The sequence below is a fragment of the Candidatus Mycobacterium wuenschmannii genome, from assembly GCF_030252325.1.
Lineage (GTDB): Bacteria > Actinomycetota > Actinomycetes > Mycobacteriales > Mycobacteriaceae > Mycobacterium > Mycobacterium wuenschmannii.
On record NZ_CP126981.1, the window covers coordinates 3,780,911 to 3,804,014 of the forward strand.

The window sequence follows — 23,104 nt, forward strand, 5'->3', positions numbered from 1 at the left end:
GAACTGGGAGCCGTCGGGGCAATTGTGCCGCGACAGCCGAACTTTCGCTGAATCCGTACTGCTGGGGTAGACACATCAACAGCGCGGAGGTGGTCCGTGATTCCGGATGGGAGCGGGTGAGTTCGCTTTCCATCTTATTGCCAAGGTCCGCGATCATGGGATGTCCCAATCTCTCGATTTCAACAGCCGATGACTTTTGTCAACGACTGATGACTTGAAGGTACGCCCGCGGTCACATCTAGTCAACGGGCGGTGACATAAACTGGTTCACCGATGACGAAGCGACCGCGCAATGCCGCGCAGACCAGGGCGGACATCCTGGATGCGGCGCGCCGCAGGTTCGCCGCCGACGGCTATGACCGGACCACGCTGCGTGCGATCGCCTCCGACGTCGGCGTGGACGCCGCCCTGGTCAGCCGGTACTTCGGCAGTAAGCAGGACCTGTTCGCGACGGCCACCGAGTTCGCCATCGAGCTGCCCGACCTGGCCGGTGCGACACCAGACGACATCGCGGACCTGCTGCTGCCGCGGTATTTCGCGGTGTGGGAGGAAGACCATTCGTTCATGGCGCTGTTGCAGGCGGCGATGACCAGCCGGGTGGCCGCCGATAAGCTCAACGAGACGCTCGCCACGCATGTGGCGCCGACGCTGAAGGGCGCCACGCCGGACCACGAGCGGCAACGCATCGCGCTGACCGATGCCTTCGTCATCGGGCTGGCCGCGACCCGTTCGGTGCTGGGTAACGTGCCGGCCGCGGAGCTCAGCCGCGACGAGCTCAGCCAGTGGGCCGCACCCGTCTTCCGGCAGTTGCTGACGGGTCCGGCGCCGGTATGACCGTGACCCGGCCCCGCAACGCCGCGCAGACGCGGGCGGACATCCTCGCGGCTGCCCGCCGTCGCTTCGGCGCCGAAGGTTACGAGCGGACGACCCTGCGGGCGGTTGCCGCCGACGTCGGTGTGGATGCGGCTCTGGTGATCCGTTACTTCGGCAGTAAGCAGGACTTGTTCGCTGCCGCAGCCGATTTCGAGATCGACCTTCCGGACCTTTCCGACGTCGCGCCCGACGAGGTTGCCGGCATCCTGTTGCCGCGGTTCTTCGCGGTGTGGGAGGAGGACGAGACGTTCCTGGCTTTGCTGCGGGCGGCGATGACAAGCCCGCTGGCAGCCGATACCTTGCGACGGGTGTTCGCCGAGCAGGTGGCGCCCAAGCTGATCACCGCCACCCCGGACAATCCCGTGCAGCGGATCGGGCTGATGGGTGCATTTGTCATCGGCCTGGCGATCACGCGGTACGTGCTGGTCAATCCGCCGATTGCCGGCCTCGATCGCGACGAACTCAGCCGATGGGCCGCGCCGGTCATCCGGCAACTCCTGGTGGGCCCGGCGCCGGTCTGAGGCACCTCGCCCGGACGAAACGAGACTGATAGTCTCGTTTCGAAACGCACTGGGTGGAGGCTTTCGTGGTCGAGACAGTGGCCGATCCATACCCCGACGGCGACTTCGCGCTGGCTGGCCTGACGTCCCGCACGAGGACGTGGCTGCTGACCGTCGCCTGCTTCGGCGTGCTGCTGGTGATCTCGTCGATGGTGGCGCTCAACACCGCGCTGCCCGACATCGCCATCGCGACCTCGGCCACCCAGACTCAGCTCACCTGGGTCGTGGACAGCTACACCCTTGTGCTGGCCTGCCTACTGCTACCCGCCGGTGCGCTCGGTGACCGCTACGGTCGCCGGGGCGCGATGCTGGTCGGCCTGGCCATCTTCGCCGCGGCGTCGCTGGTGCCGGCGGTGTTGTCCGACCCGTTGATCGTCATCATCTCTCGCGGCGTTGCCGGTGCCGGTGCGGCGTTGATCATGCCCGCCACGCTGTCGCTGATCACCGCGGCGCATCCAAAAGATCAGCGCAACAAGGCGGTTGGCATCTGGGCCGGCGTGGCGGGATGCGGTGCGGTCGTCGGGATGCTCGGATCCGGTGCCCTGCTGAACTTTTGGTCGTGGCACTCGATCTTCTGGGGATTCGCCGGCGCGGCGTCGACTATTTTCGTTCTCACCCTGACCATTGCGAGTTCGCGCGAGGCCGACGCGCATCCACTGGACTGGCGGGGCGCGGTGGTCATCGCCGGTTCGGTGGCGACGCTGGTGTTCGGCATCCTCGAAGCGCCGGCCCGCGGTTGGACCCACCCGCTGGTGCTGTCCACCATCGGCACCGGTCTGCTGCTGGGTCTGGCGTTCGGCTTCGTCGAGATGCGCCAGCGCTATCCGCTGTTGGACGTGCGCCTGTTCGCGGTGCCCGCGTTCGCGATCGGCGCGGCCACCATCACGGTGTTCTTCCTGTCGATGTTCGGCTACCTGTTCCTGTTGATGCAGTACATGCAGTTGATCCTCGGCTACAGCCCCAACAAGACGGCGCTGGCGTTGAGCCCGATCATGGGTCCGGTCCTGGTGCTGTCGGTGTTGTCGTTCTGGTATCTGCCCCGACTCGGCCTGCGCACGACGATCTTCGTCGGCCTGCTCTTCATTGCCCTCGGGTCGTACTGCATGGCGGGCATCGCGGTCGACTCGCCCTATTGGCGGGCGGCGTGGCCGATGCTGATCATGAGTGTCGGCATCGGAATGTGCACGGCGCCAACGACGTCGGCGATCATGACCACGGCTCCCGACGACAAGCAAGGCGTCGCCTCGGCGGTCAACGACGCCAGCCGGGAGATCGGTGCCGCGCTGGGAATAGCGTTGGCGGGATCTATGTTGGCGGCGCGGTACGCACAGGCGTTGGCGCCCAACCTGACTGGCTTTCCAAAATCCGTCGGTGATGCGGCCGCCACGTCCTTGGGTCAGGCGCTGGAGGTGTCGCGACGGCTCGGTCCGGCGGGGACGCGACTAGCGGAGGCCAGCAAGGTGGCGTTCATCGATGCCATGCATTCGTCGTTGCTGGTGTTGGCGATCCTCATTGCGGTCAGCGCAGTGCTGATCGGCTTGTGGGCGCCGGGACGCGACGGCCAGCAGTTGCGCCCGGTGCGCTACCTGTTGGCGCGGCGACGGTCTAAGTAGGCGGCGCCGTCCGGCGGTCGTAGCGCGGATCGGTCCGGTCCCGGCGTGCGGGCCAGTACTGGGCGGGGTCGTCGCCGGGAATGGTGACGTCAGGCACCACCCGCCGGTAGCTGACCTTCCAGTCGCCGTCTAGTCGCCGGAAGTAATCGATGTAGCGGCCGTAGCTGGCCACGACCTGGCCACCGATCAGCGCATGCATCACGAAGAACGTTTCACCCCAGGCATTGTCGCCGTCGACGTCGAAGACCGACTGACCCAGGAGGTGATGCATCGTCAGCTGGCCCGCCCGACTGTCTGGCGCGCAGATCATTTCGGCGAACTCGGAGCCGGATCCCTTGAACGCGCCGTGGTCGTCGTAGGACTGCGGCGCGTAGCACTCGATGATCCCTGCTTTGTCGGCGCGATCAGCCGCCGCGGCGAGCCGGGCCACCAATTCCGTCAGCGCGGCCTTGTCGACCCAGATGTGTAGATCGTCTGAATTGGGCATGGCAAACATCTTGGCGGACTTGCCGTTGCAATCAGGCTGATTTACACGGCTGTGTTTACCGGGGGCGATGGCTACGCTCGCCAAATCCAGTCGCCGCCCGCCGGCAACTTCTCGTGAACCCGGTCACCGGTATGGAGGCAAGTAATGACCGAGCCCACCCAGCAACCGCCGCGATGGCGCAGAGCCGTGGCCGGGGTGCCTCGGCTCAACATTGTGGGTCTCGCCGCGATTGTGGTGGCGGCGGGCCTGCTCGCGTTCCACAACCTGCAGCACGACAAGTCGGCGAACCAGATCCTCAACGTGTCCTACGACCCGACTCGGGAGCTGTATGCGGAGATCGACAGGCATTTCGTCGAGCAGTACAAGAAGCAGACCGGCGTGACGGTGGAAGTGAAGCAGTCGCACGGTGGTTCGGGCCGCCAGACGGCGGACGTCATCGCGGGCAAGCAGAAGGCGGACGTGGTGTCGCTCGCGCTGCCGAGCGACATCGAAGCGCTACGGAAGCGCGGCCTGGTCGGCGCCGATTGGCAGAAGCGGCTGCCGAACAACTCGGTGCCCTACACCTCGACGATCGTTTTCGTTGTCCACAAAGACAATCCGAAGCACATCCACGATTGGCCCGATCTGATCAAGGACGACGTCGAGATCGTGAACCCGGATCCACGCACGTCGGGCAACGGCAAGCTCAGTGTGCTGGCCGCCTGGGGTTCGGTCACCACCCGCGGCGGCAGTGACGCACAGGCGTCCGACTTCGTCCGGGACCTACTGACGCACGTCGTCGCCGCCGATCCCGGCGCGCGGAGCGCCGCAATCACCTACTCGGTCGAGAAGGTCGGCGATGTCCACCTCACGTGGGAAAACGAAGCACTGCGCGAGGTCGCGGAGAACAAGAACGAGTTCGAAATCGTCTATCCACCAACGAGTATCCGCGCCGAGCCAGCGGTCACCTGGGTCGATGCGAACCTGTCCGACAAGAAGCTCGCGTCCTACGCCAAGGCGTATCTGGAGTATCTCTACACCGACGCGGCGCAGGAGACCGCCGCTGAGTACGGCTACCGGCCGATCAAACCGGAGATCCTCGCCAAGCACAGGGACCGACTGCCCGCGATCGACCTCTTCCCGATCTCCGCGATCGCGAAGAACTGGAACGACGCGCGCGAGAAGTTCTTCGGCAACAACGGAATCTACGACGTGGTCTCCTCGGCTCCGGCCCGGAAGGCGTCGGCCCACTCGCGACGAAAGGCGAAGACCTCATGAGCATTTCGGCGAGATTTGCGAATCTGAACTACTCCGGTGAGAAGGCGCGCCGCGATCTCATCGCCGGCCTCACGGTCGCGGCGGTGTCGCTGCCGCAAGGGATCACCTACGCACTGGTGGCCGGCGTCGACCCGAAGTTCGGCGTGTATTCCTCGATCGTGGTGACCTTCGTGGCGTCGATCTTCCAGTCGTCCTCGCATTTGGTGAACGGACCGACGAGCGCGATCTCGCTGCTGGTGTTCAGCTCGCTGGCGTTCATCGACCCGGAGAACCGGACGGCCCTGTTCGAGGCGCTGTTTTTGCTCGGCGTCCTGGTCGGCACGTTCCAGATCTTGATCGCGGTATTCAAACTCGGTGACCTGACTCGATATATCTCCGAATCGGTCATCCTCGGGTTCATCCTGTCCGCCGCGATCTTGATCGCGCTGGGCCAGCTCGGCAATGCGCTGGGGGTGAAAGACCAAGGCAACGGCCGACAGTCGGTGCTCAAGCGCACCTACCTCACGCTGTTCCACGGCGACGCCGTCAACTACCGAGCGTTGATCATCGCCGTGTCGACCATCGTCCTCGCAGTTGTCCTGCGACGGGTGGTGAAGCGGTACGGGCTGCCGCAGATCGACCTGCTGGCCACGCTGATCTTCGCGGCCCTGATCGCATATCTGGCCGGTTGGGCGACCGAACACCACGGCAAGACCGCGATCACCCTTACCGCGAAAATCCCGCAGAGCCTGCCGCATCCGCACATCCCCTCGATCCAACTCGGCGAAATTGGCCAGCTGTCGGAGGGCGCGCTCGCGATCGCCTTCATCGGTCTGCTGGAGGCGCTGTCGATCGCGAAGGCCATCGCTTACGAGAGCGGGCAGAAGATCGATTACAACCGCCAGATCATCGCGGAAGGTCTGGGCAACCTGGCCGGCGGCTTCTTCCAGGCGGTCCCGGGTTCGGGTTCGGTGACCCGGTCACCGATCAATTACCAGGCGGGTGCGGTGACCCGGTTCTCCGGGGTGATCGCATCCATCGGGGTGGCGATCATCGTGCTGTTGTTCGCGCCGCTGCTGCATTACATGCCCCGCGCCGCGCTGGCCGGACTGCTACTGATCACCGCGGTGCGGTTGATCGACGTCAAGCGAATCAGCTACGCCGTCAAGGCGTCTCGCTACGACGCGGGCCTGGTCCTGATCACGGCGTTCACGGGGGTGCTGGTCGACCTGGACACCGCGGTGCTGCTCGGCGTCGCCCTGTCCATCCTGCTGTTCGTGCCGCGGGCCGCGCGGCTCAAGGCGAGAGAGTTGGTCGTCGCACCCGAGCGGGTGGTGCGCGAGCGGGTGCCCAGCGATCCCCCCGACCCGTCGACGTTGATCTTCGATTTCGAGGGCGAGTTGTTCTTCGGTGCCGCACCGGAATTGGAGCGTTACCTCGGTGACCTGTCCGAGCGCATCGAGAAGGAAGGCATCAAGTATCTCGTGCTGCGCGTGAAGCGGGTGCGCCACCCGGACGCCGTCGTGATTCAGCGGGTCGACAAGTTCGTTCGCGACGAAACCGAACGCGGGGTAGTGGTCCTGCTGGCCGGCGTGCAGGACGACCTGTGGACGCTGCTGACGAACGTGGGCTTCGACAAGTGGTTCCCGTCGGAGCGGGTCTTCCCCGAGGAGGAGCAGGAATTCTCCGCGACGCTGAAGGCGGTTCGCTACGCCCATGCCCTGCGCGGCTTCGACGAATCGGGGGAAAAGGTGCCGGCCGATGCCGTTGCCACCAACGGAGACGCCAAGCACTACTACTACCTGGTCTGATCGGCCGGCCATACCGCACACGTAATCTGGCCGAGTGAGTTCCGGACGTCGTTACGTCATCGTCGGTGCGGGCGCGATCGGCGGAACCGTCGGTGGCGTGCTGGCTCGGGCCGGCGTGCCCACGGTGCTGGTGGCGCGCGGGCAGCACGCCGAGGTGCTGGCCACCACCGGCCTGATGCTCAGGACGCCGGACGGCATCTTTCACACGGCGGTGGCCGCGGTTTCGGATGCCGACGAGGTGCGGCTGACCGCCGACGACGTGCTGGTGTTCGCCACCAAGACCCAGCAGCTTGACGCGGCCTTGCAGCAATGGGTGGATCGGCCGGTGCATGGTCCCGACGGCGTCGCCGGTACCGCCGGCGATCTGCTGCCGGTGTTCACCGCGCTCAACGGTGTTGTGGCAGAGGAGAAAGCGCTGCGCTACTTCCGGCGGGTGTTCGGCATCTGCGTGTGGCTACCCGCCGTCCATCTGAACGCCGGCGAGGTGATCGTCCGTTCGTGGCCGGTCGCCGGTCAATTCCACGTCGCCCGGTGGCCGGCCACGCTGCGCACCGCCGAGGACAGCGAGTTGCTCGACGATCTGGCAGCCGCCTGGACCGCGGCGGGAATCCGGGTCAATGCGGTCGACGACGTCGCTCCGTGGAAATACAACAAGTTGCTGAGCAACCTCGGTAACGCGGTGGGCGCGCTGGCCACGGGCGATCTCAACAAGTTCGTCCGCCCGCTACGCGATGAGGCCGAGCGGGTACTAGCTTGCGCTGGAATCGATTTCGTCTCGTTCGAGGTGACGACGGCGGGGCGGGCCGACGGGCCGACACTGCGGCCGGTGCCCGGCGATGACACCGGCGCCAGCAGCTCCACCTGGCAGTCCCTGAGCCGCAACACCGGCGACGTGGAGACCGACTTCTTCAACGGCGAGATCGTCCGTATCGCACACCAGCACGGGATCGACGCACCCCTGAACGCGGCACTGGCTCGGGCCGCACGTGATGCAGTGCGCAATCACCATGGGCCGGGCCACTATTCGGCCGAGCAACTGGCAGCCCTGCTAGGAGCCTAGAAGAAGAATCCGGCGTGCGGGGCTTCGGGCCACGCGAAGAGGCGATCCGCCGCGACGAGATGCGCCGGGTCTTCGGCGCGCGCCACCCCGGCCAAAGCCAGGCTGCGCCACGTCGCCCCGCCGAGCAGCACGGCGGCGAGGCCCGCCACCCCGACGTGCACCTGAGGATTCCGGTCGACGCGCTCGGCGCCGTCCGGCGTGACAGACAGGGTGCGGGAGTTGCCCGGTAACAGCGAATCCTCGACTGCGATGGCGACTTCCGAGTCACCGGCGTATTGGCGTGCCGCCAAGGCTTTTTCGGCGTCGATGATCCGGAGCCAGGTTTCGTCGTGGGCGTTGGTCACCTTCGCGGCGCGTTGATCGAGCAGCAGCCATGGCATCGGGTCGTCGACCGGCATCATGAAGAACACCACCCGATCGATCAGGTCGAGTCCGAGCAGGAAGCGGAGCAGGCCGACGTAGCTCTCCGAGTCGGGCGCGAAGAAGTCCTCGACGACGATGGTGCGCTGGTCGCTGACGAACCATTTGTCGGTGTCGATCGGGCGATAGCGGGCGAATCCCGTCTCGCGCCCGGCCGCGCCATGTACCGCGACATACCAAGGACCAGAAGCGGATTCGGTGCGTAGCCGGATTCCCTGCCACCACATCCCCGGTCGGTCGATCGTCCCGGGCCGCGATGGCCGGTTCTCGCCGTAGATCCGCGGTAACGCCTCCCAGACGTCCGTGGGATCCAGCAGTCGCACCGGACCGCCGGCCGGCGCGCCCGGCCGCAGCTTCGCCCGCGCGGTCTGGACTTCGACGGTCTGAGATCTGGTCGCGACGCCGTATCCGTAGCGCTCGTAGATGGTCGCCTCGGATGCCCGCAACGTCGCGACCGGTTCGCCGCGCGCGGCGACGTCATGCAGCTGGTGGCGAACGAGATCGGTGGCGACACCGCGTCGGGTGAACGACGGCAGTACCCCGATGTGGGTCACGGCCGCATGACCGACCCTGGCACCGCCGGGAAGGGTGAGCGTGCTCGTCTGCGCGTCGGCGGTGCCGACGAGTTGACCGTCGACGAACGCGCCGATGGTGCGGCCGGGTTCGAGCAGCCGCCGGATCTGGTCGGCCTCGAGGTCCGACATGCGGGGGAAGCCGATCATGGCGGCGCGGAACACGTTGGCCGCGGCAACGAGGTCGCCCTCGCTGTCGAGCACGCGGATGTCGGTGGTCACCCCGACATCATGCTCGCGATCGACGCGACGGCGAAGGCGCCTCGTGGCGGGCTGTCCTAGGTGCCGGTGAAGACCAGCGGATCGTGCAGCACCCGGGTGCCGTCGTGCAGCGCGTCGATGGCCGTCATGTGCTCGTCGTCAAGGGTGAAGCCGAATACGTCGAGGTTTTCCGCAACCCGCTCGGGTTTCGAGGATCGCGACACCACCACGTTGTTCAGCTGCAGATTCCAGCGCACCAGAACCTGGGCGGGCGTCTGACCGTATTCGGCGGCGATCGATGTCACCGCGGGCTCCTCGAGCATCCGGCCGACACCCAGCGGGCTGTACGACTGGGTGACGACATCGTGGTCGGCGTGCGCCTGCCGCAACTCGGCCTGGTTGAGGCGCGGGTGCAACTCGATCTGGTTGACGGCCGGCACTTCATCGGTCTCGTCGATGACAGCCCTGAGGTGATCCTCGGTGAAGTTGGAGACGCCAATCGAGCGAACGTGGCCCTGTTCGCGGGCTTCGATCATGCCGGCGAAGCTCTCCACGTATTTGCCGATCGACGGCGCCGGCCAGTGAATCAGGTAGAGGTCCAGGTAGTCCAGTCCGAGCCGATCGAGGCTGGCCTTGCAGGATTCCTGGGCGCTGTCGAAGCCCTGCTTCGAGGTGCCGAGCTTGGTGGTGACCCAGAGCTCGTCGCGCGCGATGCCCGAGGCGGCGATCGCGCGCCCGACGGCTTCCTCGTTGCCGTACGCGGCGGCCGTGTCGATCAGCCGGCAGCCGGCTTCGATCGCGGCCAGCACCGAGCTTTCCGTCTCGGCGTCCGAGAGCTTGGCGACCCCCAAGCCCAGAACCGGCATCTGCGCGTCATTGTGCAGCGCCTTCGTGGGAATCGTCGTGGGTGTACTGAATCGTTCGTCGATCGCGGTCATGCGTCATCACCTGCCTGCACATGTGCTTTGTGGATTACGTGGACAAGATCGCGCCGGCAGCCCCCCATCAGGACCGGACTCCGCTGCCCGTAGCGCGTGAGACGCCAAAGTTCAATAATCCGAACCGTTTTGCGTCTCCGCGCGGCACGCCGGGGTCGATCGAACTGAACAGTAACTGAGTCCCCGGCCGAGCTCACGTCAGGAACGGGTGGATTTCAACGAGCAAAATGACTGTGCCATCCAAACTTTCGATCTCCAGGTAGAACAATCATTCACGCGACGTCAAGCAATGGTGTGACGTCGAATACAGGCGCAGCGCGGCGTCGTCGAGGCGTTCGCTAAACTCCGCATTCGGGTGACCTCGGTCACGATGCGAAACACATTGCGGCACAGGCGAAATCTGACCGGCTCGCATATGTTCGCGCGAGTCGTTACGCTCGGCCCGCACTCGACTACCCACGGAAGCGAGGCTGTTCGCGGCATGAAGAACTACGACGATTTCCTCGAGATAGCACGGCAAGCAGCCCAGATCGGATCCACGACGCTGGGCACGGCGCAGCCCGGAACGATCGAACACAAGGGTGACCGGGACCTGGTCACCGACATCGACCTGACCATCCAGCACGACGTCGCCGATTTTCTCGCCACGGCGACACCCGATATCGACCTGCTCGCTGAGGAGTTCGCCCGGCAACCCGACATCGCGACCTCGGAGTGGCTCTGGGTGCTCGATCCCATCGACGGCACTTCGAACTTCGCGCACGGGCTGCCTTTGTGTTCGGTGGCATTGGCATTGATGCACCGCGGGGAGGCCGTGGTCGCCGTCATCCACGCGCCCTTGCTGGGTCGCACCTATCACGCGGTCAAGGACGGTGGCGCCTTCCTCAACGGCCGGCCGATCGCGGCGAGCACGACCGGCAGCCTCACCGAGGCGATCGTGTCCCTGGGCGACTACGCCGTCGGCCCCGACGCCGCCGCCCTCAATCGGCAACGCCTGGCGCTCACCGCTGAGCTGATACCGGTGATCGAACGGGTCCGGATGGTCGGCGCGGCAACCCTCGATCTCGCGTTCGTCGCGGAGGGTGCACTCGACGCCTGCGTGATGATGTCCAACAAGCCGTGGGACACCGCTGCAGGTGCGTTGCTGGCGCGCGAGGCCGGCGCGCTGTTGAGCGACGCGCACGGGAATCCGCATACGCACCAATCTGATTCGATCGTCGCGGCCACCCCCGCGATCATCGACGATCTGACCGCGGTGATCGGGGTGGCGAACCGGGTCAGCGACCCCGTAACGCGGTAAGGGCGCGGTGTCCGGCGGCATGGTGGGCCGCGGTGAGCGCGGCGTCCTCGGCCGCCGGGTCGGCGTGCAGGAAGCTGCCGGCGCCGGGCGCACCACCGGAGCCCAGCTTGTTCATCTTTCCGGGCACCGGCGCGCCCTGATACTCCAGCGGCACCGGGCCGAGCGGTTGATGCACTTCGATGTAGGCGCCGTGCGGAAGTCGTTTGATGATGCCGGTTTCGATGCCGTGCTCGAGAATCGAGCGGTCGCTGCGCTGCAGGCCGATGCACCAGCGGTAGGTGACGAAGTAGACGACCGGCGGCACGACCACCATACCGATGCGCCCGATCCACGTCGTCGCATTCAGGGATACGTGGAACTGCAGCGCGATCACATCGTTCATCGCGCCCAGCGTGAGCACGAGGTAGAACGCGATGGCCATCGCGCCGATCGCGGTTCGCACCGGCACATCTCGCGGCCGCTGCAACAAGTTGTGGTGCGCGCGGTCGCCGCTGAACCGCTTCTCCAGGAACGGATAGATCGTCAGCAGCACCAGGACCAGGCCCATGATCGACGCGGCCCCCACCGCTGCCGGGACGGTGTGCCCACCGAGGTAGATCTCCCATGCCGGCCACAGCCGCTGCAGGCCTTCGGTCCACATCATGTAGAAGTCCGGCTGCGAACCGGCCGACACGTGCGAGGGCTGGTAAGGCCCCAGATTCCAGATGGGGTTGATCTGCAGCAGGCCGCCCATCAGGCCGAGCACGCCGGTCGTCACCGCGAAGAACGCCCCTGACTTCACCGCGAAGACCGGCATCACCCGTACGCCGACGACATTGCTCTCGGTGCGCCCCGGCCCGGGGAACTGCGTGTGCTTCTGAAACCAGACCATTGCCAGGTGCGCGCCGATGAGCGCGAGCAGGATTGCGGGCAACACCAGGACGTGCAGCGCGTACAGCCGGGGGATCAGCGTCGTGCCGGGGAAGTCGCCGCCGAAGAACGCCCAGTGCATCCATGTGCCAATCACTGGGAATCCCAACATGATTGACGAGAGTGCACAGCGCAGGCCGATTCCGGACAGCAGATCGTCGGGCAGCGAGTAGCCGAAGTAACCCTCGAACATCGCGATGATCAGCAGCAGCGACCCGATGACCCAGTTGGCTTCGCGCGGCCGACGGAACGCACCGGTGAAGAAAACCCGAGCGAGATGCACCATGATCGACGCGCCGAACAGCAGCGCGGCCCAGTGGTGCACCTGACGCACGAACAGTCCGCCGCGGACGTCGAACGAGATGTCGAGCGCCGACTCGTACGCGCGGGACATCGCCACACCGCGCAACGGCTGGTACACGCCGTGGTAGGTGACCTCGGTCATCGAGGGATCGAAGAACAACGTCAGGTAGATGCCGGTGATGAGCAGAACGATGAAGCTGTAGAGCGCGATCTCGCCGAGCAGGAACGACCAGTGCGTCGGGAAGACCTTGTTGAGCTGGCGCCGCAGCGCGGCCGAGTGGTGGTACCGGGCGTCGATGCTGTCCGCCGGTCGGAGGTCCATGGCAACCATCCCCTCACGACTGAAACCGCAGCTCCGCGGCCAGTCGGATGTCTACTATCGTGCGTAGTACCACAGAGCGTAGTACTCGGATCGCACGCCGTAAAGGGTTAATTCAGGCCTTACCGTTGCGCTCTCGGTGCTTGCATCCCGGCCAGCAACACGGCCGCCGCATGCCCTCCTCGAGTTCTTCCTGGGTGCGACGGATTCGCCGCTCGCGGGTCTTGTCCTGCTTGGCGTCGTCCACCCAGCAGATGAACTCGTTGCGCGCGAGCGGGGTGATGTCCTTCCACGCGGCCAGCGCCGTCGCGTTGGTCAGCAGCGCGTCGCGCAGATCCGCGGGAAGTGTGTGGACAACCCCGCCGGGCACCCTGTTACCGCTCATCTCGCCAGGTTAATCGGCGACTGAGCCGCTAGCGTGGAGGTCGTGGCCGACGAGGATCGGGTCTGGGACTTCGCCACCGCTGCGCCGCGCATCGCTCCCGGCGTCGCGTCGATGGTGGGGTATCGCGCCCCGGACAACGAACTGCACCGCGGGATGCCCTCGTCGATGCTGACCTTCATCGTGAGTCTGGACGACGGCGTCGAGGCGGCCGAGACCGCCGAGGCGCTGCCGGCCGCGCGGCCGAACCCGCTGTTGCTGGGTGGTCTGCACGTTCGGGCCGCGCATGTCCGGCAGCGTCGCGGTCAGACCGGCGTGCAACTCGCGGTGCATCCGCTGGCCGCGCGTGCGCTCTTCGGGATGCCCAGTGCGGAGTTGGACGCGGCCGAGTGGGATGCCGCTGCGATATTGGGCCGCAATGCAATTCGGCTGCGCAACCGGGTGAGCGAGGCCGGTGGTTGGGACGACGCGTTCGGCTGGATCGCCGAGTACCTGGCGGACTCATGGCACCGCCGCGACGGCGTCCGGGTGCGCCCCGAGGTGGTGCACGCCTGGCGGCTGCTGCAGCGCAGCGGCGGACGGGCGTCGATGGCTGCCGTCGCCGACCGGGTCGGCGTGACCGGCCGGCACTTGACCACGCTGTTTCACCGGGAAGTCGGCCGATCCCCGAAGACGGTCGCCAGGCTGATGCGGTTCGAGCGGGCGTCAACTCGCATTGCGGACTCGGTACGGCGTTGCGCGACAGCCGATCTCGCGAGCATCGCGGCAAGCACCGGCTTCAGCGACCAGGCCCATCTGACCCGGGAGTTCGCCCGGTTCACGGGTGTCCCGCCGAGTCACTGGATTGCCGAGGAGTTCCGAAACATTCAAGACGGCGGCCACGTGCTGCGCGCAGACTGCGAGCATGACTTCTAATCCGACCGTGTGGCCCACGCTGCAGGCCCATGACGCGCCCAAGCTCATCGACTACTTCGTCGACACCTTCGGGATGGTGGTCGCGGCGCGCTACGGCGAGGGCGACACCGTCGACCACGCCCAACTGCTCTGGCCCGAAGGCAGCGGCGGCATCATGCTGGGCAGTTACAAGCCCGGCGCCGAGTGGTGCCGCGAACCCGGAACCGCGGGGGCCTACCTCGTCACCGCCGACCCGAGCGGGCTGTACGACCGGGTCCGCGAACACGGGGCGGACGTGATCCGGCCGCTGGCCCTGACCGATTACGGCGCGAACGAATTCGCCGTCCGCGATCCCGAAGGCAATCTGTGGTCGTTCGGTGACTATCGCGGCGAGCCGTTGCCGAGTTGACCGATGCGCGCCACCAACGTCTTCGCCAACCTGCACGTCGCGGACATCGACTCCGCCCGCAGCTTCTACACCGGTTACCTCGGGCTGCCCAAGGAGGAGTTCAACCTGGGCTGGGTGGCCCGATTCTCATCGCCCGATGCCGCGGCGCGACTGCAACTCGTCACCGGCGACCTGACCGCGTCGGAGGATTCCGTCATCTCGGTGTCCACCGACGACATCGACGCCGCCTACGCCGAGGCGCAGGAATTGGGCTACGAGATCGTCCACCCGCTCACCGAAGAGGCCTGGGGGATGCGCCGATTCTTCGTCCGTGCGCCCGACGGCAACGTCGTCAACATCGTGAATCATCACGACTGAAATCCGAGGTTTTGGACACGTGCGCGAAGGGTAGAAGACCTAACATGTCTAAACTCAGTGTTACGAAATCATTGTTTGTCGGTGGGTCTGCTGCTGCGGTGATGGCGTTCTTCCCCATCGCGGCAGCTGAGGCCAGCGTGGGCCCGATCGGCTCCGCTCCCACCCATGTCATCTACAAGCAGGACCCGGGCGGCAGTGGCTGTAACGGCGACGTCTGCGGTTCCGGTGGCCAGAACAGTGGCCCCGGTGGTGGCCCCGGCGGCCAGGGCTGCATTCAGGGCACGGGCGTCTGCGGTTCCGGCGGGCAGAACTTCGGTGGCCCCGGTATTGCAGGCGGTGCGGGTTGCATTCCCAACACCAACATCTGCGGCTCCGGCCACCAGTAACGAGCGACTCAACCAACGACTCATGCGGCCTGGGCTACCGGGCCGCATGAGTCGTTTGTCTCGGTCTACTCGCCCTTGAGGCTGCCGATGCCCAGCGAGTAGTCGGTGCGCACCGGTCGCGCGCCTTGCTCATTCTCGGCGACATATTTCTGTGGGTCTCGGTCGACGATCGGCAATCCACGCGTAGTCGGATGCTCGGCCATGAACTCGCGGTACTGACGGCCGAGTGACTCGCGAAGTCCGATCGGGGCGTTGCGCCGAAAGTCGGCCAGTCCTTCGCGTTCCTCTTCGGCCATGTGGTCGTCGTTGGCCACCCGCGTCCGACCGACGGCTGCCCACCACTCGTCGCTGGCGACGCCGGCCGCATTCGCGGCGCGCACGCCGTCGCGGATGTCGTTGTGGTCGCCGATGGCGTCGAGCGTCTCGCCCTCCGCGTCGTCCCCGCCGCGGGTGAGCAGTTGCGGGTAGAAGATCTTCTCCTCGATGTAGGCGTGTACGTCGAGTTTGTCGGCGAGCGGACGCCAGACCCTGATGAGCGCGCGTTGGTTGACCGGCGTCTGCGCCTGCAGTTCGTCCAGCCGGGCGAACTGCTCGCGGAACCAGTCATGGTCTTCGAGGATCAACATGGTGATGTCGGCCATCCCGACCAGTAAATCAGCTGCGCGACGGCGACCGCTTGCACCTCACGTAGCGTCAGGTCGTACGTTCACGGCGATGACGGAAACAGGGTTGGGCATCGAGGGCGACAACGACGAATGGAGTGTCGGCGCACTCGCCGACGCCGCGGGCGTCACCGTGCGCACGCTGCACCACTACGAGCAGGTCGGGCTGCTGACGCCGGCCTCTCGGACGGGTGCCGGGCACCGGCGCTACCGCGCCGAGCAGGCAGAGCGGCTCTACGAGATCACCGCGATGCGGAGCCTCGGCTTCGACCTTCAGGAGATCGGTCGGGCACTGGACGGCGGCGAGGACCTCGCCGGCATCGTCCGGCTCCACCTACACCAGGTGCGCGACCGGCTGCGTGAGACGTCGGAACTCAATCACCGGCTCGAGCGCCTGTTGAGCGCACTCGACTCGTCCTTGCAACCGTCGACCGAAGAGATCATCCGAGCCACGGAGGCGACTGTGAACGTGAACCTGACGAAGATCTACACCCGGCGTGGCGACGGTGGCGAGACCTCGACCGCCGGCCACGCCCGGGTGCCCAAGGACGATCCGAGAATCGAAGCCGGCGGCGACGTCGACGAGCTCAACGCCCAACTCGGCGTCGTGCTCGCGCAGTTGAGTGAGCAGCCCTTCGCCGCGTGGCTCAGCCAAATTCAGAACGAGCTGTTCGACCTCGGCGCGGATCTCTCCCGCCCGGCGGACGGTGACGGCCTGCGCATCGGCGCCGGCTACGTCGATCGCCTCGAGCGGCGCTGCGACGAGGCCAACTCGCAGCTCTCGCCACCGGCGTCGTTCGTGCTGCCCGGTGGGGGGTTGGCCTCGGCGGAGCTCCACGTGGCACGCACCGTCTGCCGCCGGGCGGAGCGGCACGCGGTGTCCGTCGTCGACCTGAACCCCGAGATCGTCCGGTATCTCAACCGGCTCTCGGATCTGCTCTTCATCGTCGCCCGGGCCGTTGCCGTGGATCAGCGGACCTGGGTACCCGGCGTCACTAACGAGTGACGCGGTCCTCGTCGGTCGCGGGCTGCCAGCGCAAGGCCAGGACGACGGCGATGATTGCCGCCGTGGCGGCCGCGACGGCGACGAACACCCAGCCGCGCCTGACCGCGGCGAGGTCCACTCCGGCCTGGTAGATCATCGTCAGCGCGGTGGTGCCCAGCACCATGCCCATTTGCCGAGCGGTGTTGGTGACCGCCGACCCGGCCCCCCAGCGGTGCGCCGGCAGCGCGAGTCCGGTGACCGCCGACATGCTGGGCATCACCAGCCCGACGCCGGTACCGGTAAACAGTTGCGCCGGAAAGTAATCGGTGAAGTAGTGCGGCTCTGGGCCGATCGTGCACAACCAGACGACGATCCCGACGGCGTACAGCGCCGCTCCCGCGGCGGCCACCTTGCCTACCCCGACCCTGCCGACCAGTCGTCCCGCCAGCAGCGAGACGAGCACCACCATGATCGGACCAGGCGACAGGCACAACCCGGCCATCGCGGGCGGCATCCCCCAGACCGTGGTGAGCAGCATGACGCCGCTCAAGAGCATCGCGCCGTGTGCGGCCGAAAAGACCAGCAGGGCAAGGCAGCTCGACCACATCGGGAGTACCTTCACCGCGGCAAGATCGACCGCCGGCGAGGGGTGCCGCAGCGACCGCCACACCGCCAGCGCCATCGCGCATCCGGCGCCGACTGCCGCCGCCACGAGTGTGATGGCATCGCGGCCCACCACCGGCAGCTCGATCAAGGTCCACACCAGGGCGCCGACCCCGACCACCAGGCTCAGCGCGCCGAACAGGTCGGGGACACCGGTGCCGCTGCCGGCCGCTTTCGACAGCACGAGGCCGCCGGCGAGCGCCGCGATCAGCCCTACCGGCGCATTGACGAAAAAGATCCAACGCCAGGACAATTGGACGAGCAGGCCGCCGACAGGCGGGCCGAGCGCGGCCGCCGTCGCGCCCACCGCCGACCAGGTGCTCACCGCGACGGTGCGGCGCTCCGCGGGGACCGCCGCCAGCAGGAGCGCCAACGAACTCGGCATCAGCAGCGCCGCGCCCAGCGCCTGGACGGCACGGGCGGCGACAAGCGCGAGGAACGATCCGGATAGCCCGCACGCCGCCGACCCGACCGTGAACACCCACACGCCGGCGAGGAAGATCCTGCGATGCCCGTAGCGGTCGCCCAGTCGGCCCGCCGGGTTCATGAACGCCGCGAACACCAGCGTGTAGGCGTTCAGGATCCACGACATCGACCCGAGGCCGGCCGACCCGAAAGCCTGCCGGATTTCCGGGAAGGCGATGTTGACGATGAACAGATCCAGGCTGGCCAGGAATGCCGCGGTGGACACCACCAGTACGGTGGCCGTCGGCCGCGCCGCCGGGAGTTGCGTTGTCGTCGTCACGTCCGCCTCGCGGTTGATGTCGATCGACAGGGAGGCGCGATCGCTGGATATACCCAACAATACTTAGGCGACGGTCGCTGAGGCACCGTCGTGCGAGTTGAATGGGTCACTACGCTCGCCTCATGACCGTTCCCTACGACGAGGCGCTGCGCGAGCAGATCCGGGACCGGCTCGCCGCACACGACCGTCGCGCGGTGACCGACCCGACGAAGCGGCACGCGGCCGTCGCGGTGTTACTGGTCGACTCGGAGGTCGGAGAGGACCGCATCGACCCGGCACCCGTCGAGGAGTGGATAGCGGGGCGGCCGATGCCGGAGGCGGGTCTCGACGGCCGTATGGTCGACGTATCCGGTGGTGCGGCATTTCTGTTGTGCCGCAGAACCTCTCGGCTCAGCTCGCATCCCGCGCAGTGGGCGCTCCCGGGCGGCCGTCTCGACCCGGGGGAGACCGTGATCGACGCGGCCCTGCGCGAGCTGGACGAGGAGGTCGGCATCAAGCTGGCCGAGTCGAACGTGCTGGGCCTGCTCGACGACTACCCGACGCGGTCGGGTTACGTCATCACCCCCGTGGTGATCTGGGGCGGCGGCCGACTCGACCCACGGCCGGCGCCGGACGAGGTCGTGGCCGTCTATCGCGTCGGGCTGCATCAGCTGCAGCGATCAGATTCACCGCGATTCATAACCATCCCGGAGAGCGACCGACCGGTCGTCCAGATACCGCTGGGCAACGACCTGATTCACGCGCCGACGGGCGCGGTGCTGCTGCAACTGCGCTGGCTGTGTCTCGACGGCCGCGGCGATCCGGTCGACGAGCTGGAGCAGCCCGTCTTCGCCTGGAAGTGACCGCGCGTCGCAGTAGGGTGGGCGCATGCTGCGTGGCGCGCTGAGCAAGTTCCAACGATGGCAATACCGTGGCGGCCGGCCGGGATGGTCAGCGCGCATCTCAAACCGATTGGGCGCCTTGGCCATTTCGGCCGGACTCGTCCCGGGCGGGGCCGCGACACTCGAGGTGCGGGGTCACAAATCCGGGCGGCTGATCTCGTTCCCGGTGGTCGTCGCCGACGACCGCGGCGAGCGCTATCTGGTCGCGATGCTCGGTCACACCACGAATTGGGTGCGCAATCTCCGCGGTGGTGACGGCCGCGCGGTGCTGCGGCATGGCCGGCGCGAAGAGATCGAACTGGTCGAGGACACCTCCGATGATCGTGCCGCGATCTTGCGCCGCTACCTCGAGTTGGCCCCGGGGGCGCGCCCGTTCTTCGCGGTCGACCGGCGGTCGCCGATCGACGATTTCGAGCGAATCGTCAATCACTACCCCGTGTTTCGGGTCGTCTGAGCGCCGGACGGCTCCGGTACGCGGAAGCCCGGTCCCGGCTCGGGTGTCACGTTGTGCGCGGTGATCTCCTCGCGGCAGTGCGCACACACCAGCATCGGCTCGGCGGTCTCGTCGCACCGCTGGTGGTGCAGGACGATCGGCGGGCCGTTCGGGTTCGGCAGGTGCCGATCGCCCCACTGCATGAGCACCACGATCGCGGCGAACAAGTCGCGGCCGGGGTCGGTCAACCGGTACTCGTGCCGGTCGGGGTCGCTCGCGTAAAGCACCTTTTCCAGCAGACCCTTGTCGACCAGGGTCCGCAGTCGCGCCGACAGCGTGGGCCGCGGGATCTGAAGGTTACGCGCGAACTGGCCGAAGCGGCGCACCCCAAAGAACGCTTCCCGCAGGATCAGCAGCGTCCACCGCTCGCCGACGATCTCCAACGCGCGCGCGACGGACTCGCCGTCGAAGCGGTGGGACAGGTCCGGGTAGTCCATGGTTCACTCAATGTACCGGTTCAAAAACTAAACCGGTAGTGGTAACGTCACCGGACTATGGACACCGATGTCGCCGCCGCGCCTGTGCTGACCCGGGCGGCGGAGATCGCCGACTTGGCCCGGGGCATGGCCACCGAGATCGACACCGCTCGCCGGCTCCCGCCGGATCTCGTTGCTGCGTTGCGTGATTCGGGCCTGTTGCGGGCGGGCGCCCCGCTCGAGGTCGACGCGCTGGAACTGCCCGCCGGCACCGCGCTGCGCTGCGCTGAGGTAGTGGCCCGCGGCGACGCCTCGGCCGGCTGGTGCGTCTCGATCGGGATCACCAGCACCCTGCTCGTCGGATATATGCGCCCGGCCAGTCGCGACGAGCTCTTCGGCGGTGGGCGGGGATTGGCCGCCGGGGTGTGGGCGCCGCAGGGCAAGGCCCGCCGCGTGTCCGGCGGCGTGGTGGTCTCCGGTCGCTGGGCATTCTGCAGCGGCATCACCCACGCCGATGTGTTGTTCGCAGGCTGCATCCTGGAGGACAAACCGGCGGTCGTCGTCCTGCCCACCGAGCAACTGCAGATCCTGGACACCTGGCACACCCTCGGCCTGCGCGGCACCGGCAGTCATGACAGCGTCGCCGACGAGGTGTTCGTTCCCGACGAGCGGGTGCTGTCGATCTTCGACGGCCCGGTGATCGACCGGCCGCTGTACCGGTTCCCGCCGTTCGGTTTCTTCGCGTCCTGCATCACCGCCGCCGCGATGGGCAATGCCCGCGCCGCGATAGACAACTTCGTCGAACTCGCCGCCACGAAGAAGGGTGCGGCAGGCAGCCGGACGATGGCCGAGCGATCCACCATCCAGGCGGCGGTCGCGACCGCGGAGTCGGCGCTGGAAGCCGCCCGGGCCGGCTACTACCAGGCCGTCGACGACGCCTGGCGGGCGGCCGAAGATGGGTCGACGGTGTCGTTGGCCGCCCGCACCCGGGTGCGGCTGGCTGCCACCCATGGCGCGCGGGTCTCCACCGATGTCGTCCGGTCGATGTACGACTTGGCCGGGGGCAGCGCCATTTACGACGGCGCACCGCTGCAACGCCGGCTGCGCGACGCTTTCACCGCGTCCGCGCATTTCCAGGTGAACGAGGCCTCCCGGGAACTGCCGGGTCGTGTCCTGCTGGGTCAAGCCACCGAGGCGGCGATGCTGTGAGGTCGGCGATCGAAGCGGTGCTGCCGCTCTGGCTGGACCGCCCCGATCTGGAGGCACTCGAGATCGCGGAGGCCGTGCACGCCGCCGGCATCGGCGGGTTGTGGGTCGGCGAGATGGCGACGTTCGACGCGTTCGCGTTGGCGACAGCCATCGGTATACGTGCCCCCGGTCTCGGGTTGCGGATCGGCCCGTTGCCGATCAGTGTGCGCACGCCGGCCGCAATTGCGTTGGGCGCCAGCTCCGTTGCCGCCCTCACGGGCGCCCAGGTCGACATCGCGTTAGGTGCCTCCAGCCCGTTCATCGTCGCTGGCTGGCACGACCGGGACTGGGCGCACAGCGTCACGCGGATGCGCGAGACCATCGAGTGCCTGCGGCCGATCCTGCGGGGGGAACGCGGCGACTACGACGGCCGGGTGATCCGCAGCCACGGGTTCCGGCTACGTAACCCCTTGCCGCGCAGCCGCATCGGCATCGGCGCCTTCGGCCCGCAGATGATGAAACTGACCGCGCTGGCCGCCGACGAAGTGGTGTTGAACCTGGTTTCACCGCAACGCGTCTCGCAGGTTCGGGAGCAGATCGAGCGGGACGCGACCGCGGCCGGGCGTATCCCGCCGCACGTGACCGCGTGGGTGCCGGTCGCGGTTGAGCCCGGCGAGGCCGCGCTGCGCCAGCTGGCCGGTCAGCTCGCGGTGTACCTCGCACCGCCCGGCTACGGCGAGATGTTCTGCGAACTCGGCTTCGGCGATCTCGTCGCGCAGGCTCGGGGCGGCGCGCGGCGGGCAGACCTGGCCGCGACGATTCCACTCGAATTGGCCGGGCAGTTGGCAGCTTTGGGCGCACCGGATCAGGTGGCCGACCGGATTCGGGCCTACCTGGACGCCGGCGCCGACACCGTGGCGGTGATCCCTGTGACCGCCGAAGACCCCGCCGGCCGCAACGCCCTCGGCTGCGCCGCCGACATCGCCCGCACCATCCCGACCGCTCAGGAGACCGCGATATGACCACCGTCAACACCCAGTGCCGACTCGCCGAGCGGCCGACCGACATCCTCACGGCCAGCAACTGGGCCATAGTCGATGAGCCCAAACCCGTTGCCTCCGAAGGTCAATTGGTCGTCCAGGTCGACTACCTGTCGATCGACCCCGCGATGCGGACCTGGATGAACGCGGGCCGCAGCTACGTGCCACCGGTCGAGATCGGCGAAGTGATGCGGGCCCTGGGCGTGGGTCGCGTCGTCGAATCGCGGCATCCCCGCTTCGCGGTGGGCGACGACGTGTCCGGCATCTTCGGCGTGCAGCGCTACGCACTGTCCGACGGCGCCGAGGTCAACAAGATCGACACCGCTCTCGCGCCAGCGCCGGTCTATCTCAGCGCGCTCGGCATCAGCGGCCTGACGGCGTACTTCGGGCTGCTCGACATCGGCAAGCCCGAGCCGGGCCAGACCGTGCTGGTGTCCGGGGCAGCCGGATCGGTCGGCAGTGTCGTGGGCCAGATCGCCAAGATCAAGGGTTGCCGGGCGATTGGGATCGCCGGCGGCGAGGAGAAGCGCCGCTGGCTGATCGAGGAGGCCGGGTTCGACGCCGCGATCGACTACAAGGCTGCGGATCTCCGCAAGGAGCTCAAGTCCCACGCCCCGGACGGCGTCGACGTCTATTTCGACAACGTCGGCGGCGCGACGCTGGAAGCCGCGCTGAACCGGCTCGCGTTCGGTGCGCGCATCGTGCTGTGTGGCGCGGTGTCGCAGTACAACGACACGCCGCGAGGGCCGGCCAACTACATGCAGTTGCTCGTCTCCCGGGCGTCCATGACCGGCTTCGTCATCTTCGACTACGCGAAACGCTACCCGGAAGCCGTTGCGCAACTGGCGAAGTGGCTCGCCAGCGGCGAACTGCGCTCGCACGAGCAGGTCGAGCACGGCGGTGTCGCGGACTTCCCCGACACTCTGGCCAAGCTGTTCCGCGGCGAGAACACCGGCAAACTGATCCTCGGCTTGGGGGAATAGCCCACCGTCACGGGGTCG

Annotated in this window: 25 protein-coding genes and 1 pseudogene; 18 read left to right on the plus strand and 8 right to left on the minus strand. The window is 67.2% G+C overall.

Annotated features, from left to right (window positions below; all coding sequences use genetic code 11):
• Positions 1-273: 273 nt before the first annotated feature.
• The 3 genes from PT015_RS18160 (at position 274) to PT015_RS18170 (ending at position 3,046) form a co-directional block, all read left to right on the plus strand.
• Positions 274-834 (plus strand): TetR/AcrR family transcriptional regulator, encoded by a 561-nt coding sequence (locus tag PT015_RS18160; RefSeq protein ID WP_285186299.1) that lies wholly within the window; start codon positions 274-276, stop codon positions 832-834.
• A complete protein-coding gene (locus PT015_RS18165; RefSeq protein WP_285186301.1) occupies positions 831-1,394 on the plus strand; it encodes a TetR/AcrR family transcriptional regulator in 564 nt (187 codons plus the stop codon). The genes PT015_RS18160 and PT015_RS18165 overlap by 4 nt, the downstream gene beginning before the upstream one ends.
• A 65-nt stretch (positions 1,395-1,459) precedes the next feature.
• Positions 1,460-3,046, plus strand: a complete 1,587-nt coding sequence (locus PT015_RS18170) for an MFS transporter (protein WP_285186302.1) — start codon at positions 1,460-1,462, stop codon at positions 3,044-3,046.
• On the opposite strand, the gene PT015_RS18175 is transcribed toward PT015_RS18170, so the two are convergent.
• Positions 3,039-3,533 (minus strand): nuclear transport factor 2 family protein, encoded by a 495-nt coding sequence (locus PT015_RS18175; protein ID WP_285186303.1) that lies wholly within the window; start codon positions 3,531-3,533, stop codon positions 3,039-3,041. The two genes, PT015_RS18170 and PT015_RS18175, sit on opposite strands and share 8 nt — an antisense overlap.
• 144 nt (positions 3,534-3,677) lie before the next feature.
• Between PT015_RS18175 and PT015_RS18180 the strand changes: the two genes are divergently transcribed.
• From PT015_RS18180 to PT015_RS18190, 3 genes are read left to right on the plus strand one after another with little or no spacing between them, the layout of a single operon-like run.
• Positions 3,678-4,790, plus strand: a complete 1,113-nt coding sequence (locus PT015_RS18180) for a sulfate ABC transporter substrate-binding protein (RefSeq protein ID WP_285186304.1) — start codon at positions 3,678-3,680, stop codon at positions 4,788-4,790.
• Positions 4,787-6,580, plus strand: a complete 1,794-nt coding sequence (locus PT015_RS18185; protein WP_285186305.1) for a SulP family inorganic anion transporter — start codon at positions 4,787-4,789, stop codon at positions 6,578-6,580. The genes PT015_RS18180 and PT015_RS18185 overlap by 4 nt, the downstream gene beginning before the upstream one ends.
• 34 nt (positions 6,581-6,614) lie before the next feature.
• Entirely contained in the window at positions 6,615-7,640 is a 1,026-nt protein-coding gene (locus PT015_RS18190; RefSeq protein WP_285186307.1) for a ketopantoate reductase family protein, read from the plus strand.
• Here PT015_RS18190 and PT015_RS18195 read toward each other — a convergent pair.
• On the minus strand, positions 7,637-8,854 hold the full coding sequence (locus tag PT015_RS18195) for a GNAT family N-acetyltransferase (RefSeq protein ID WP_285186308.1): 1,218 nt from the start codon (positions 8,852-8,854) through the stop codon (positions 7,637-7,639). The two genes, PT015_RS18190 and PT015_RS18195, sit on opposite strands and share 4 nt — an antisense overlap.
• A 56-nt stretch (positions 8,855-8,910) precedes the next feature.
• Positions 8,911-9,771 (minus strand): aldo/keto reductase, encoded by an 861-nt coding sequence (locus PT015_RS18200; protein ID WP_285186309.1) that lies wholly within the window; start codon positions 9,769-9,771, stop codon positions 8,911-8,913.
• Between the two features lie 481 nt (positions 9,772-10,252).
• On the opposite strand from PT015_RS18200, the gene PT015_RS18205 reads away from it, so the two are divergent.
• Positions 10,253-11,071: an inositol monophosphatase family protein gene (locus tag PT015_RS18205; RefSeq protein ID WP_285186311.1), complete on the plus strand. Its 819-nt coding sequence runs from the start codon at positions 10,253-10,255 to the stop codon at positions 11,069-11,071.
• Here PT015_RS18205 and qcrB read toward each other — a convergent pair.
• Both qcrB and PT015_RS18215 read right to left on the minus strand, forming a co-directional pair.
• Positions 11,049-12,605 carry a cytochrome bc1 complex cytochrome b subunit gene (gene qcrB / locus PT015_RS18210; protein ID WP_285186313.1) on the minus strand — a complete coding sequence of 519 codons (1,557 nt, stop codon included), beginning with the start codon at positions 12,603-12,605 and terminating at the stop codon, positions 11,049-11,051. The genes PT015_RS18205 and qcrB overlap by 23 nt on opposite strands.
• Positions 12,606-12,717: 112 nt before the next feature.
• Complete coding sequence (locus PT015_RS18215; RefSeq protein ID WP_285186315.1) at positions 12,718-12,987, minus strand: YdeI/OmpD-associated family protein; 270 nt, start codon at positions 12,985-12,987, stop codon at positions 12,718-12,720.
• A 111-nt stretch (positions 12,988-13,098) separates the two neighbouring features.
• Between PT015_RS18215 and PT015_RS18220 the strand changes: the two genes are divergently transcribed.
• From PT015_RS18220 to PT015_RS18235, 4 genes are read left to right on the plus strand one after another with little or no spacing between them, the layout of a single operon-like run.
• On the plus strand, positions 13,099-13,899 hold the full coding sequence (locus PT015_RS18220) for a helix-turn-helix domain-containing protein (protein ID WP_285191163.1): 801 nt from the start codon (positions 13,099-13,101) through the stop codon (positions 13,897-13,899).
• On the plus strand, positions 13,889-14,287 hold the full coding sequence (locus PT015_RS18225) for a VOC family protein (RefSeq protein ID WP_285186317.1): 399 nt from the start codon (positions 13,889-13,891) through the stop codon (positions 14,285-14,287). Before PT015_RS18220 ends, PT015_RS18225 begins: the two co-directional genes overlap by 11 nt.
• A 3-nt stretch (positions 14,288-14,290) precedes the next feature.
• The gene (locus PT015_RS18230; protein ID WP_285186319.1) at positions 14,291-14,644 is read left to right on the plus strand and encodes a VOC family protein; all 354 of its coding nucleotides are present in this window, start codon (positions 14,291-14,293) and stop codon (positions 14,642-14,644) included.
• A gap of 44 nt (positions 14,645-14,688) precedes the next feature.
• Positions 14,689-15,030 carry a PE-PGRS family protein gene (locus tag PT015_RS18235; RefSeq protein WP_285186320.1) on the plus strand — a complete coding sequence of 114 codons (342 nt, stop codon included), beginning with the start codon at positions 14,689-14,691 and terminating at the stop codon, positions 15,028-15,030.
• 65 nt (positions 15,031-15,095) lie between these two features.
• Here PT015_RS18235 and PT015_RS18240 read toward each other — a convergent pair whose 3' ends face one another.
• Entirely contained in the window at positions 15,096-15,671 is a 576-nt protein-coding gene (locus tag PT015_RS18240) for a hemerythrin domain-containing protein (RefSeq protein ID WP_285186321.1), read from the minus strand.
• Between the two features lie 73 nt (positions 15,672-15,744).
• Between PT015_RS18240 and PT015_RS18245 the strand changes: the two are divergent.
• Positions 15,745-15,930 (plus strand): annotated as a pseudogene (locus PT015_RS18245) (MerR family DNA-binding transcriptional regulator); the annotation flags it as partial.
• A gap of 225 nt (positions 15,931-16,155) precedes the next feature.
• Positions 16,156-16,698 (plus strand): cob(I)yrinic acid a,c-diamide adenosyltransferase, encoded by a 543-nt coding sequence (locus tag PT015_RS18250; RefSeq protein ID WP_285191164.1) that lies wholly within the window; start codon positions 16,156-16,158, stop codon positions 16,696-16,698.
• Here the strand turns inward: PT015_RS18250 and PT015_RS18255 are convergent.
• Positions 16,688-18,142, minus strand: a complete 1,455-nt coding sequence (locus PT015_RS18255) for an MFS transporter (protein ID WP_285186323.1) — start codon at positions 18,140-18,142, stop codon at positions 16,688-16,690. The two genes, PT015_RS18250 and PT015_RS18255, sit on opposite strands and share 11 nt — an antisense overlap.
• A gap of 65 nt (positions 18,143-18,207) precedes the next feature.
• Between PT015_RS18255 and PT015_RS18260 the strand changes: the two genes are divergently transcribed.
• Both PT015_RS18260 and PT015_RS18265 read left to right on the plus strand, forming a co-directional pair.
• On the plus strand, positions 18,208-18,927 hold the full coding sequence (locus PT015_RS18260; RefSeq protein ID WP_285186325.1) for an NUDIX hydrolase: 720 nt from the start codon (positions 18,208-18,210) through the stop codon (positions 18,925-18,927).
• 25 nt (positions 18,928-18,952) lie between these two features.
• Positions 18,953-19,420, plus strand: coding sequence for a PNPOx family protein (locus PT015_RS18265; RefSeq protein ID WP_285186327.1), 468 nt, complete (start codon positions 18,953-18,955; stop codon positions 19,418-19,420).
• Here the strand turns inward: PT015_RS18265 and PT015_RS18270 are convergent.
• Positions 19,396-19,896: a winged helix-turn-helix transcriptional regulator gene (locus tag PT015_RS18270; RefSeq protein ID WP_285186328.1), complete on the minus strand. Its 501-nt coding sequence runs from the start codon at positions 19,894-19,896 to the stop codon at positions 19,396-19,398. The two genes, PT015_RS18265 and PT015_RS18270, sit on opposite strands and share 25 nt — an antisense overlap.
• Positions 19,897-19,953: 57 nt before the next feature.
• Between PT015_RS18270 and PT015_RS18275 the strand changes: the two genes are divergently transcribed.
• The 3 genes from PT015_RS18275 to PT015_RS18285 are packed head-to-tail and all read left to right on the plus strand — an operon-like array spanning position 19,954 to position 23,086.
• Complete coding sequence (locus PT015_RS18275; RefSeq protein ID WP_285186329.1) at positions 19,954-21,084, plus strand: acyl-CoA dehydrogenase family protein; 1,131 nt, start codon at positions 19,954-19,956, stop codon at positions 21,082-21,084.
• Positions 21,081-22,085: an LLM class F420-dependent oxidoreductase gene (locus tag PT015_RS18280; protein ID WP_285186330.1), complete on the plus strand. Its 1,005-nt coding sequence runs from the start codon at positions 21,081-21,083 to the stop codon at positions 22,083-22,085. The genes PT015_RS18275 and PT015_RS18280 overlap by 4 nt, the downstream gene beginning before the upstream one ends.
• Positions 22,082-23,086, plus strand: coding sequence for an NADP-dependent oxidoreductase (locus PT015_RS18285; RefSeq protein ID WP_285186331.1), 1,005 nt, complete (start codon positions 22,082-22,084; stop codon positions 23,084-23,086). Before PT015_RS18280 ends, PT015_RS18285 begins: the two co-directional genes overlap by 4 nt.
• Positions 23,087-23,104 lie beyond the last annotated feature (18 nt).